11 protein-coding genes are annotated in these 12,242 nt (G+C 39.3%); all 11 read right to left on the bottom strand.

Translation table 11 applies throughout. The features are described 5' to 3' along the window. Positions 1-119: 119 nt before the first annotated feature. Positions 120-1,280, bottom strand: coding sequence for an alanyl-tRNA editing protein (locus NSQ29_RS13005; protein WP_341125267.1), 1,161 nt, complete (start codon positions 1,278-1,280; stop codon positions 120-122). Positions 1,281-1,662: 382 nt separating this feature from the next. Then, positions 1,663-2,181 (bottom strand): suppressor of fused domain protein, encoded by a 519-nt coding sequence (locus NSQ29_RS13010; protein ID WP_341125268.1) that lies wholly within the window; start codon positions 2,179-2,181, stop codon positions 1,663-1,665. Positions 2,182-2,401: 220 nt separating this feature from the next. Continuing rightward, positions 2,402-2,983: a hypothetical protein gene (locus NSQ29_RS13015; protein WP_341125269.1), complete on the bottom strand. Its 582-nt coding sequence runs from the start codon at positions 2,981-2,983 to the stop codon at positions 2,402-2,404. 143 nt (positions 2,984-3,126) lie between these two features. Then, positions 3,127-3,606, bottom strand: a complete 480-nt coding sequence (locus tag NSQ29_RS13020; protein WP_094874831.1) for a DUF4265 domain-containing protein — start codon at positions 3,604-3,606, stop codon at positions 3,127-3,129. Between the two features lie 575 nt (positions 3,607-4,181). Then, a complete protein-coding gene (locus NSQ29_RS13025; RefSeq protein WP_341125270.1) occupies positions 4,182-5,633 on the bottom strand; it encodes a serine hydrolase domain-containing protein in 1,452 nt (483 codons plus the stop codon). A gap of 384 nt (positions 5,634-6,017) precedes the next feature. Next, positions 6,018-7,511, bottom strand: coding sequence for an SMI1/KNR4 family protein (locus tag NSQ29_RS13030; protein WP_341125271.1), 1,494 nt, complete (start codon positions 7,509-7,511; stop codon positions 6,018-6,020). Positions 7,512-7,967: 456 nt separating this feature from the next. Continuing rightward, a complete protein-coding gene (locus NSQ29_RS13035) occupies positions 7,968-8,195 on the bottom strand; it encodes a hypothetical protein (protein WP_042187971.1) in 228 nt (75 codons plus the stop codon). Between the two features lie 89 nt (positions 8,196-8,284). Continuing rightward, the gene (locus NSQ29_RS13040) at positions 8,285-9,910 is read right to left on the bottom strand and encodes a DUF4179 domain-containing protein (protein WP_341125272.1); all 1,626 of its coding nucleotides are present in this window, start codon (positions 9,908-9,910) and stop codon (positions 8,285-8,287) included. Then, the gene (locus NSQ29_RS13045) at positions 9,888-10,478 is read right to left on the bottom strand and encodes an RNA polymerase sigma factor (protein WP_076285801.1); all 591 of its coding nucleotides are present in this window, start codon (positions 10,476-10,478) and stop codon (positions 9,888-9,890) included. Before NSQ29_RS13045 ends, NSQ29_RS13040 begins: the two co-directional genes overlap by 23 nt. A 148-nt stretch (positions 10,479-10,626) precedes the next feature. Then, entirely contained in the window at positions 10,627-11,916 is a 1,290-nt protein-coding gene (locus NSQ29_RS13050) for an amidase (protein ID WP_341125273.1), read from the bottom strand. 74 nt (positions 11,917-11,990) lie between these two features. Then, positions 11,991-12,152 (bottom strand): hypothetical protein, encoded by a 162-nt coding sequence (locus NSQ29_RS13055; protein ID WP_341125274.1) that lies wholly within the window; start codon positions 12,150-12,152, stop codon positions 11,991-11,993. Between the last annotated feature and the right edge of the window lie 90 nt (positions 12,153-12,242).

Raw genomic sequence — 12,242 nt, forward strand, 5'->3', positions numbered from 1 at the left:
TCATATGTAATTAGACGACAGGATTTGGAAAAAGTTTCTTGTTTCCGTTTTACGTATAAAAAAGACCTGATCCACGGTAGACTACCGCAGTCAGGTCTTCTGTCTTTTATAAAGTAATCTTAACTTCTAGCAAACTCATAAAACGCCAAAGCGTCTCCCCATGTGGGGAATCCTGCTTGCGCTAGTTTATCACTGCCTCCGCCTTTTCCATTGTAGGCACTAAGATGCTCTTTGAAAAAAGCTCCACAGGAGATCTCCGCGCTGCCATTCTGTGCAAATACAACCTTATTCTCAGCAGAACTAGCCAATAAAACCGGAACATCGCATTTCGCGGTAAGCTTGTTAGCTAAACTTTGTAAATCTTTCAGCGATTTATCCTCGAACACTTTTGAGATCAGCTTTCCCTCTTGTTGTGCTAAAAGCTCCTGTACGACATAATCATCATTCTTCTCTTTAAGTAGGGTAATTTCAGCTTGCAGCTGCTTTTGTTCATTCTCCCATTTTTCAATGCGATCGATAATTTCATCTTTTCCCGTATTGAATTTGGAAGATAGTGCTCCAACAATTTGCAGACTGCTATTAAACTCCTCCAAAGCACGGTATCCACATTTAAAATAGATCCGCGTATTGCCTTTTTGTTTCTCCGCTTTCAGAAGCTTAATTATACCAATCTCACCTGTTGAAGATACATGCGTACCACCGCAAGCGTTATATTCAACATCTTTAATTTCTACAATCCGGATGTTTTCCGTCACTTTAGGTTGTTTGACCAATTTAAGCTGTGAAGCCTCTCCCCCTGTTACAAAATAGCTCAGGATACTATGGTTCTGGTAAATCTGCCGATTAACCTCCCACTCTATGGAATGAAGTTGTTTAGGCGACAGTTCTGGCGCTTCTATATCAATGGTGCAATAATCCTCACCCAAATGAAAGCTTAGAGTCATAAACTGGTACAAATTGAGACAGATGGCTGAGAGCAAGTGTTGTCCACTATGCTGCTGCATATGATCAAATCTTCTCTTCCAATCGATTTGACAAGTGACGGATAAATCATCAGGCAGACGTTCCAGCTTATGCAAGACAAGATCTTCCTCACTAATTACATCAAGTACCGGAATATCCCCAATAGTCCCTAAATCACAAGGTTGCCCACCGCCATGCGGATAAAAAGCGGTCTTCTCCAAAACAACATAGCGTCCATCTTCACGTTCTATAGTTTCAGTAATACAGGTCTCCCAATCAATAAGGTATGTAGAATTGTAGTATAGTTTGTTGGTCATATATGTATCCCTCTCTTTTATACGTTTTCGGCACATTAAGCTTATAGTATCATATCGGATTTCTAAGACAAACTGCACAATGAAAAACGCCTTGCGGCGATTTTTGGAAGGAATTCACTCTGTTGTTCTACTTTCAGTTGTCTTCTACCTTGTACATCAGTAATCCTGTACTCTCATCCAAGAATTCCGCTGTCATACTCTAGAACCATTACCCCTGTTCAAGGAAAATAATGCCCTAGCCGAGCAAGCGCTTCACAGTGTCATTTGGACTTTCTGGCACCACCGTAGACATGGTTTGAATTTCCACAACGTGGATCGCGAGCCAAGGACCCACATGTGGGGGTATGGTTGGTTTAGTGCGAATGATATTGAACTGCTCTTATTAATCAGGACGAGTGGGATCAATTATGGAATAGTGATGATTATCTATGTAAGCATCAAAAGCATCTATGCCTTCTTGTAAAATTATACGCGATTCTTTGGGGGTAATTGGTACTACCCACAAGACATTAATTATTTCTTCACCTATTTTTATTTGTTCTAAATCCTCACTTTCTCCTCTTAGTTCATCAATCAAAAGGGCTTTTGTAGTCCAATTTTCTGGTGCGAGTGCGCTCTCAGTCATTACTCGTGGTACTTCCGAAGATTGGATATGTTCAATATTATGGGCAATTATGTCACAGAAATATGAGAATATGCGATCAATGTTTTCTTGTCCCAAATCGGGTTTTAAAGCTATCATCCATTCATTCTCAATAGGTTTTCCAGTTTTCCGAATGGAATTAGATAGGCCGACTGTTGCGAATCTTGCAGGATTATTAACGTCAATTGATGGAAAATAATATAACTCAATATATACGCCAATCTCCGGTTTTGTCATTATGACTCTATATTCTGGCATAGACCATTCTTTAATATATAAATTGAGAATAATTGTTCTCCTAATGTCGAATTCCAGAATGATCCCTCGGCATGACTCTTTATTGATTTGCACATCCATCACCTTTTTTCAATATTGGTTTTTTGGTTTAGAATTTGGGCTGGTATCATTGTCCTCCTTCATCGTTCGCGGCCTGCCATTTCAGTAATTGAAAGGGCAAATCTCTCCAATTAAGAAGTTATTAATCTCTTTTCGATGAATGGTGCTTCATGACTGCTTCTTGAGCTTTAAGGACAATATCATCTACTTCGGAAAGCTGACGCTCAATAGAGGCTAGAGCCTTTAGTAAAAATAAGCCAAGACTTTCATCCCCTAAGGATAATTCCAATTCGGCGAAACATTCGATGTCTTGGAGTTTTTCTATATTTTTTTTGCTATTGATTTTTTTAGGGTATTCGATGTATTTATAGAGGGTTAAGACTGCTTCTTCCCCCTTTGTTTTAAAGTTGTGAACAGTTCCTTTGAATAGGGTGTCTTTGAATCCTTCCTTAAGCCTACCTTGTTCATTCAAGGCATCCAGATGAAAGGTTGCTAAATATTTTTCGTTTCTTACGGCATGATCATTAATGCTGTAGGATACATTCTCTTCGTCAAGAATCTTTATTATTTCATCAATTGACTTGAACTTCAGTCTTGTAAATCTCGCCGGAGAAAATTGCTTGCGCAAAGAATCTTCATTATTTGAAAGGTATGCCTTAAAAGAAATTTCAGCATTTCCTTCCAGGAGTTCTTTGAAATAAACAAGATGCCTTTCATCTACCATATCTGCCTCCTGCAACTCTTGAGCTTTTGGGTATATTATAATTACGCGTTATTTTTTTGACTCAGGATCAGGATTGGAGATCATATTGAAAAATGTGGCCCAGAGATAGTGTATGATGCCGGAGAACTGATATTTTGAAGCGATTAATCCAGATCTCTAGCCCAGCTGACTAACTCTTCATCGTCAAAGTTATATGGATATTCGTAAATATTAGAGTAATAGTACTCCGATTCTAATAAATCTCTAATTACATTGAAAACCTTATTGGTGGCATGAAATCCATTCCTGATGGGCGCGGTGAAGGCAAGCGAGCCATTATGAAATCCATCTAAAGAACCGGAAAGCTCTCGTTTGACTATAGATTCAGCTGTCTCTATCTTTTCTTTAACAAGCTCCTCTTTGTAAATTTGAATGCAGAAATTTCCACCATGTTTTATTAATTCAAACTCTCCATTGGGATGGAGTTTTATTGTATCTCCTTTCGCAAGCCCTAGAGCCAGCCCAGGAGATGCACATAATTTGAATATTTTATCGCTTATGCATTCTGCAGGAAGCTCTTCAAAGACTGCTTCCTCTGAATTTATGCCGGCAAAAACATTAATTAAAGTTAATTTATGTTCCATACGAATACTCCTCAATACTGTTTCTTTTAATGTATGAGATTTGAGATTACATCCTACATGTATCCGCTATCGCTTGTAATTCAACGGGTCGATAATAAAGGAGGGTCCTCTTTTTTTTGAAAAGGGTTACTTCAAGATGCTTTCAAGGCGGCAATGTCATGTACCTTGTTAATAATTGGGGCGTTGCTGGCCCTGCTTTCTCAAATCTAGGAAAGATATTCAAGAAATCATAGCAGGTACTAAAACGCCTCGTCAAGTGCTGGAAGCGGTAGACAAGTCTTCGACGCCGGATATACTCGGATAACGAGATTCCGGTAATGAACGGAAACCCAACAAATCCGATGTATAGTAACATTGAGCTTTACTGCCAGTATGTAGATTGAGAATCACCAAGGATTGTGCAAGTAATTCAACAAAAGAAAAGTTCATGTGGTATCTCTTCTTGAACTTTAAATGGTTATATTGAGGTGAATCTGGCGTTAAATCAATTCTTTCTCACTATTTCGTAACTCTACTTTCCGCTGTACCAAACAAAATACGCTATACGCATTTTACCAATAAGCGAAACAAAATGCTTATTTTCGGAGCGAGGCATTATATCGGTGAGTGTATACAAACCATGTAATGCTTGCTGTTAATAATGCCGACGAAATCAAAGCTGTAAGAACACTATATGTTTGCCAAATAAGTATCGTTGACCAATCTAATACACAGCACATTATACACAGGGCAATCGTAGCAATCAGCAAAATAGCTGTTACGATTATTCGCTTTTTTGTCATTGGCTGCCGCTCATTCGTTTTCCTTCTGCGTAATCCTAAGATAAAGAACAGAACAGCCAATAGGCAAAGAATAATTGTGATAGACGATAAAATGATGTCCAAAAGCTGTGTGCCGCTTATTTCATATGACTGCGTTAGATTGCCGTTTAATATATCTTTAACTTTTAGTACCATGCTTCTATTGATATTTGCGCCGTTGGTCAGCAAGCAGACGGCTGTTCGTTCATTTGGCAGTATGGCCACTTCGGTTCCGAAATTGGGATTGCCCCCTGGGTGTTCTATAATCGTTTGGTTGGCGTTTACCGACCAGCCCGCTGCATAATACATTTCGTTGACTGCCGGAACAGACATATCGCCCTGATGTGACTTTTCGATAACCGTATGGAATATTTCGGGTATGTCCTGCACAATACCCATCTGTATGCCCATCCAACGCGCCATATCTTTTGTACAAGAAATGATGTAGCCTGCGGGTTTATTCCCGGAATAATCCGGTGCGTTATATGGAGTTGTCATAAAAAAGGAAGAACGGTAGCCCTGTGCCAACTGTCCGGTGTCTTGAGCATCTTCTTTATAAACATACGTCTGGTGAAGACCTAACGGCTGAAATACCTGTTCCCTCATAAAGTCTTCATAGCTTTGTCCTGACACAATCTCAATAACCAAACCCAATACGTCATAATTAACGGTTCCATAGCTATACTGTTCACCGGTAGGGAACGCCAACTCAGCATCTACCAGCATTTCCACAGTCTTTTGCAGCAAATCTGGTGTATTGCCTTGTGGAATATTTTGAGAATGCCTACTATTTGTTAGGCCGCTAGTATGGTGAAGAAAGTTATTGAGTGTAAGGCTTTGCATATCAACAGGTTTGCCTTGATATTTTAACGTAAACCAAGGTAAATATTTTTGGACAGTGTCAGTCATTGACAGCAGCCCTTGCTCCTCCAACAGCAGAATACCCATGCCGGTAAAAGCTTTACTGACCGAGGCCAACTCATATAGTGTATTTTCACTTGCAGACAACCCACTTTCACGGTCTGCATACCCGGAAGAAAAGTAGAACACTTCATCATCAGCAAGTATTGAGATCGACATTCCTGGCACACCTGATATACGACGGGCATCATCCAGCAACGCCTGTATTGCCGCAGATTGCGTATCTGACAACGACGCATAACTTTGTGTTGCGAATCCTGAGAATAATATAAGTATTGATAATACAAAAACAATAGTCTTTTTCATAAACTCTCCATTTCGAAAAAATATAAACAACCCGTAGTACGCCTTATCTGCCTAATGCGTCGTTCCATTATACTTAATGCTAGACGTTCAATGATTAGATTACTATTGTAAACTTCACAGACCCATGTATATTATTTCTTGTTTCGCAAAAAAGACCCTCTGTCCCATCTTCCATTTCCTTTATAGTATTTCATTAGGTATCAGTGAGGCTTTTATTAAATGAAGTATTACCAAGCCCTTATCATTTTTCGACCAATCGAAATATAGACCTCTGTCAAGTTGGTCTAACAGCAAAAAGAAAGGAGACTAACTAATATGACTAGTCTCCTTTCTTTTATAAAAATTTCGCCCTATTATGATAGGGCTCAGTGTAGGCAAGTTTCATTAATCTTTCCATGTTATCGGCCATCCATATGACTGAAGTTTAAAGTATTTATTAAACTCCGCGACTACGGACTTTGCATTCTCTTTCGATGTTGCATGAAATATAGTTATATCGACTATATTACAGTCTGAAATTTCCTCCAACCCTTTAAGTCTTGATGCATCTACTCCAATCTGCTTTAGACTCATACAATTTTTGAGTATTGTTAAATCTCCAACCGGATAAGTGAATTGCTTTAATTTCTTCAATTCTCCTATAACCTCTATATGTGATTCATCTATTGCACAGCTATCCGTCTCAAAAAACGTTAGATTCTTTAAACCTTTTAAGAATGATAAATGTGGTATAGTCACTTGTTTGAGCTCTAGTTTTATTAACTTACTAAGGTTTGAAATATAAAGCAGGTTGCCAACCTCCATTTCTTCTAAACTTAGTTCCTTCAAATTTTTTATAGTTCCTATTAATCCCCTATCAATTGAGTTCATTCTACATAATCTCAAACTCTTTAATTTCTTTATATCTTTCAGTTTATGTATATCTTTTAATGGAAGTCCTATTAATGTTAGCTGCCTTAGCCCATCTAAAGAAACTAAGTACTCCAAATCAGACTCTTTAAAGGCTTCTGATCCTATCACAAGTTCTGCTAAAGAAGGCAACCGTTTAAGTACATCGAAATTAGTAATTTCATCCGCATGTATAATAAGTTCTTTAAGATTAACCATATGGGTTAAAATATCCAAAGATATTGCTCCGTATTTTTGAGCTTGATCAGCTCTAATAAATACCATTCTCTTTTTTTTCAATGTTTTTGAAGATACAAAACCACTCTCAACATCGTCTTTAAAATACTCTTCCCAAAATCCGCTTACAGGGATAAGGCTGATCTCTTCGATATCCATTTTAGTCAAAGCCAAAATATCATCCAACAAACTTCCACTTTCACGGGATAATATGATTACATCATCTTCTTCACTAATACCAATACTACTATTTCTGAGGCTCGAATCGATAAATTCAAAGAAATGTCCCAAACTTTCCGCAATAACATATGAAAAACTAGAATTGTGATCTATCGTTATAATTTGCCCATAAACGCCCTTTTCTCCGGGGTCTAAATCAATTGCCAAATATGAGCCTCCACCATCTTCGGCAAAAGGAATCCAGCCTTCTCTGTAGTTCCCATCTTTTATTATATCTGGTTTGCTGGATATAATATCGTATGCTGATTCCAAAAGGGACTTCCAGTTGCTTACTATCGATTCAATGTTCATCCAACCAAGACCAGCCATAACGCCAAAAATCTGCTCTCCTTCTCCATTAGAATTCATGTATAACTTTCTAAAATCTTCTGGAAATTTGCAGTTCATCATGCTCTCAAAAAGATTTATTTCTGATTCCTCGACTGCTGGATTCAGTAATTCCTCTACATTTGGTATATGCGATTTTAATGTCTCGATCAGTAAACACTCTTCTTTTTCATTAACTAATGACATATAGTGGCCCCCATTCTACAGAATCATAATAGTTTCAGTAAACGTCCTTGGTTGATCATCAATCATTTTGTTATGAACCATCTTCAACAGTTCCATCAATAATTAATTCTATCTTACATATGGAGCATCTATTTCCTGATTTAGCAATATCGTATCATGAATTTGTAAATATTGTTGTATTAAGTCATATAAAAAAACTAAGAGTCATATTAGGGGCTAAACTCTATTTATGATACTTTTTCCCGCGTTTGAACTTCAACTATCCTGACCTTTTGCTGAATAAAGGCAGCCGATCACATTGACTGACCGGCTGCCTTATCGTGTTTATTGAGCTATCGTTACCCGTCAGATCAATAAGAAAGAAAAACAGTATCCTCCTAATGTGACAGGAAAAAGCTTTACTTTGATCGTTGATACAAGGATCAGAAGGTTCAGAAGGTTCAGAAGGTCAAAGAATTAACAAGCACAAGTAACGTCTTTTAAATTTCGTATAGCAATAGCATTGAGTCGGAGCGCTTCTACGATTGAATCTCTTACTGCTAACAATTCAAATCTTTCACGACTGCCAATAGGCAATCTGCAAAGCAATGCTTCAATTCTTTTAAGGCTTTCTTTCAGAACCACTCTTTGCTTACGCAAAGCATTCAAAGCTCTTTGAATTCTTCTCTTCTCTGCAGCAGTCATAAACTACCACCTCTTTTCGATTGTGATAGTATATGAAATGCGACAGAGCTCCTATCTGCTTGTACAATACGGAAGATAAATGATTGATTTTACTGCTTTTTGCTAGCTTCCATGATAGGAACGGACCAATCTACATTGGTGTACAATCGGTTGACTATGGTGCGTATTAATTGAAGCTGATCAGGGATTTTAGTAAGACCAGCGGCACGGAACTGAAAAAAATACTTTTTGTTATCTGATTGTGATTCAACAATTTCAATATATCCATCTTTCCATCCAGATCCTCGGGGAGAATAAGCACCTCTTCCTGTAAGAGGCCACTCTTTGCCAGCGACATCCTTAAATATCCACTCACTGTTCATAAACTCATTTCTGATTTTTCCACTAAAGTGTAATGAACCCTCCTTCTCATTGCTATTGGTATTTGGTGGCGATTCCACTGTAAAGTCAAATAACTTCAGCTCATCTCCATCAAAATCAAAGGGAATCGGATGTTCCTTCAACTTCGAAGGCTCAAATTGCACGCTCGAACCATCCTTCTCAGGAACAAAATATCCATCGAACACGAAAGTATATGGTGTATCCTGTGGTAAAGTTGGAAACGTATAGCTCCAATGCATTTGTCCAGGCTTATCACCTGGAATCGAAGAACTTGACATTACGAAACTCTTACTCGGAGATTTTCTAGGATTGACACTCTGAATCTCTTCTCCCGCGCTATTCTCAAAATGGAACTTCATGCCTTGCTGCTTCCATAGTTCACCAGGAGAACGACTCAATGCCTCTTCACTTAATTGCGTATCAAATTCAAAACGGACACCTTGTACCATATGCGTTAATCTTTTCAAGGTCATTGTTAAACCATCCGGAGATGTGTAGCTACCCGTTAGTGGAGTTGAGGTCGTTTGCTTATTCGCTTTTGTCATATCCATCGAAAAACTAAAGTTCCAATCGCCTTGAAGTGCAGGAATATTTCTGCTCTTGCTTCCCAACTCAGTAATATGACCTTCGACAATAATTTGATCGGTTTGCAGTGGCTCCGAGAAATTAGCAATCATATAGTAAAAATCGTTGGTAAATCCCATATCGTATAATTCTCCAACGACCTTTCCTTGATCATCTTTAACTTCAATCTTATTTCCTTCACCAAAACCCAAGCGATGTCTGTCATGCTTTCCATCCGGTCCGAACAACTGAAGAGCGACAATCACACGAGTAGGATCCGCTACAGCTTCATCTATTTTTATCGTATAGCCCTTATCCTTCACCTTAATATTAGGATGTTCTACTAACCCAAATTCTTGTGCACGTAGAAGGCCAATGTCCACATTATCTTTTACAAAAAGAGAACGTAAAGTCTCCGCTAACGAAGGTACGGAATACAAAATCACGGTACTCAGAACAATCAGTAACAATGCCGCTCCCATGGCTATTCTTAGTGACTTAAGTATCTTCGGATTCTTTCGCTTCCTGTCAGGTACCGTTACTTTCTCTAGTTCTACGAATTCTATTGAAGCCATAACTTGAGCAGTAAAAGAATCTGGAAGCTTCTCTTCAAACAACGCTTGCGACCACTCCTCTTGTTCTTCTAATAGTGTATGATAGATTAAATTGCAATGGGCACAAGCAGCGATATGATCAACAACTTCAAATGGTCGGGAGGTGGGTGTACTTAGGATGTATTGCTCGATCTCAAATGGACTTAAGCACTTCATCGCTCTTCACCTCCTGGTGTGTCATAATATGTTTCAATCGTTGTTTTGCACGATAAAGGTCATTTTGGATCTTACTTAAAGGGACCTCTAAGAGCGTACACATTTCTTCATAGCTTAAATCATTGGTATAACGAAGCAGCAAAGTCGTACGATAATTAGGTGGTAGCTTCTGCATTAACTGATGCAGCTCTGTGCGATGCTCCGATCGAATGAATTCTTCTTCTGGATTATCTGAAAGAGATAGTTCAGCAAGATCGTCTGGTAAGCTCGCAATAGGACGAGTTTTTTTCCACAGATCCTTCAGTACATTAGTCGCGATCGTATACAGCCAAGCCGCAAAGTTTTTATCCAAATCATGTGAGGCTAGCTTACGATAAGCTTTTATAAAAGTCTCCTGAGTGATGTCTTGCGCGTCTTGGTGATCGGCCCCCATTCCTCTCAAAAGGCCATAGATTTTATTCTTATATCGATTCACAAGATACGAATAGTCTTCCTTATGACCATCCAGAACGTTTAGGATCCATTGCCTTTCTTCCTCTTTTTCAACTTTCGGTACATGTCCCTTCACCCTTAAGCCTCCTTGAAGCACGATACTCTATAGACGATCCCTAACAGAAAAACTCTCACTTCATACAAAAAAAGTAGATCTTCAATTGTATTGAAGACCCACTCTGTTATCTAACCTCGAACATGCCCCATCTGTAGCCCAAATAGGCTCACCCAAGTGCTAGTGATACAAGCCTACTCCAATATATAAGCTCTTCATCCTGCCCGTAAGCCCCAATACATTGAAATCCTAATGGCATGTTATGAATAGTGGCTGAAGGAATGCTAACAGTTGGCGCTCCTGCGTATGACCAAATGGCCGTCATTCCAGCCCATCCTGTCCGTGTTCCCCACAATGGAGCAGTTCCTGCTTGAGCGGGCGAGACCCAAATATCAATCCCCTCTGTCTTTTGAACATCCAGTAGATCATATCTCAATTTGATTTGTCCTCTACGATATCGCTCCAGTTCTTCCTCTTTGATGGTTTGACCTGATTCAATACCAGCACGCATCGCCGAACCATAGTAATCTTTATATTTTTCAAATCGTACAGCATGCACTTGAGCCATTTCCCCTTGTACTAATCTCAACATTGCATCCCCATAGATGAAACTATCTTCCCATGGCATCTTAACATTTTTTATGATGAAGCCCGCCTCTTCCAACTTCTTAATCTGGCTCCAAAAAGTATGTTTAGCGTTCTCTTCCAATAAAGTCATGAATACCCCTTCTGGAATACCAAGCACGGGTTTACGGTTAGATTCGAAAGGCCTCCATTCCGAAATGAGTTCTGAAGAGATCCGCTCCATGCTAACCATATCCTGTGTAAAAAATCCCATCGTATCAATTGAAGGGGACATCAACTGAACACCATCCAAAGGGATACGTCCATAGCTTGGCTTAAATCCAACAACACCACAGAAAGAAGCAGGTGCCATAACAGAACGTAAACTTTGTGTGCCTATCGCAAATGGACACATCCCCGTGGCAACTGCCGCTGCAGACCCTGCACTAGAGCCGCCTGGTGTATGATCCAAATGATGAGGATTACGAGTTGGGAGATGCCCGGCATATGCGAACTCTTCGGTCACCGTTTTGCCTGTGAACCATACTCCTTTTTGCCGCAGCTTTTTAATAAAACTACCTTCTGAACGTGTTAATTCCTGTGGAGGAAGATTTGAACCGGCACGAGTGGGTAAGCCGTCTATATGAATTAGATCCTTAACTCCTACTGGAACTCCGTATAATGATGGTTTTGGGAGCTCATGATAGGTTTGTCTTAGCAGCGCTACTTCACTCATGATTCTATCTGTTCTTTTCTCTTCCGATACAAAAGCATGGATGTGAGGCTCTAACTTATCATAACGATCTAAATGCTGATTAACGAATCGCTCGAGTGATAAGTCAATTGGCTCTAATCCTTTATTGAACTGTGTTAAAGAAGATGTATGGATATACATACCTAACCCCCTCCACAATTTACCGAACTAAGATCCCTCTGGGCTATGATTGTATTTTTTTGGATAACTTCATGTTAATCGTAGTCCTTTGCTAAGGCAAGAAGTTTAATCACTGCATACAAGGCGCACATAATCACTGTAATACCAGCGAGTAAAAGAATTGTCTCCACTTGGATACTATCAGCTAGCGGACCGGTGCGATTCTTTTTGTTCGTCGCATGTGCCGAATGAAGCATGAAAACAGGTTTCTTAGATCGTTCCTTAGATTCTTAAGATCGTTCACCGGTCAATAATAGGATCTTGCAATTATCGAATTGACGAACCCA

The sequence above is a fragment of the Paenibacillus sp. FSL F4-0236 genome, from assembly GCF_038000135.1.
In the GTDB taxonomy this organism is placed as follows: domain Bacteria; phylum Bacillota; class Bacilli; order Paenibacillales; family Paenibacillaceae; genus Paenibacillus_AQ.

Coding starts and splice junctions, on each gene's coding strand:
- NSQ29_RS13005 (WP_341125267.1), bottom strand. CDS start 1,280: ATGACCAACAAACTATACTACAATTCTACATACCTTATTGATTGGGAG.
- NSQ29_RS13010 (WP_341125268.1), bottom strand. CDS start 2,181: ATGCCAGAATATAGAGTCATAATGACAAAACCGGAGATTGGCGTATAT.
- NSQ29_RS13015 (WP_341125269.1), bottom strand. CDS start 2,983: ATGGTAGATGAAAGGCATCTTGTTTATTTCAAAGAACTCCTGGAAGGA.
- NSQ29_RS13020 (WP_094874831.1), bottom strand. CDS start 3,606: ATGGAACATAAATTAACTTTAATTAATGTTTTTGCCGGCATAAATTCA.
- NSQ29_RS13025 (WP_341125270.1), bottom strand. CDS start 5,633: ATGAAAAAGACTATTGTTTTTGTATTATCAATACTTATATTATTCTCA.
- NSQ29_RS13030 (WP_341125271.1), bottom strand. CDS start 7,511: ATGTCATTAGTTAATGAAAAAGAAGAGTGTTTACTGATCGAGACATTA.
- NSQ29_RS13035 (WP_042187971.1), bottom strand. CDS start 8,195: ATGACTGCTGCAGAGAAGAGAAGAATTCAAAGAGCTTTGAATGCTTTG.
- NSQ29_RS13040 (WP_341125272.1), bottom strand. CDS start 9,910: ATGAAGTGCTTAAGTCCATTTGAGATCGAGCAATACATCCTAAGTACA.
- NSQ29_RS13050 (WP_341125273.1), bottom strand. CDS start 11,916: ATGTATATCCATACATCTTCTTTAACACAGTTCAATAAAGGATTAGAG.
- NSQ29_RS13055 (WP_341125274.1), bottom strand. CDS start 12,152: ATGCTTCATTCGGCACATGCGACGAACAAAAAGAATCGCACCGGTCCG.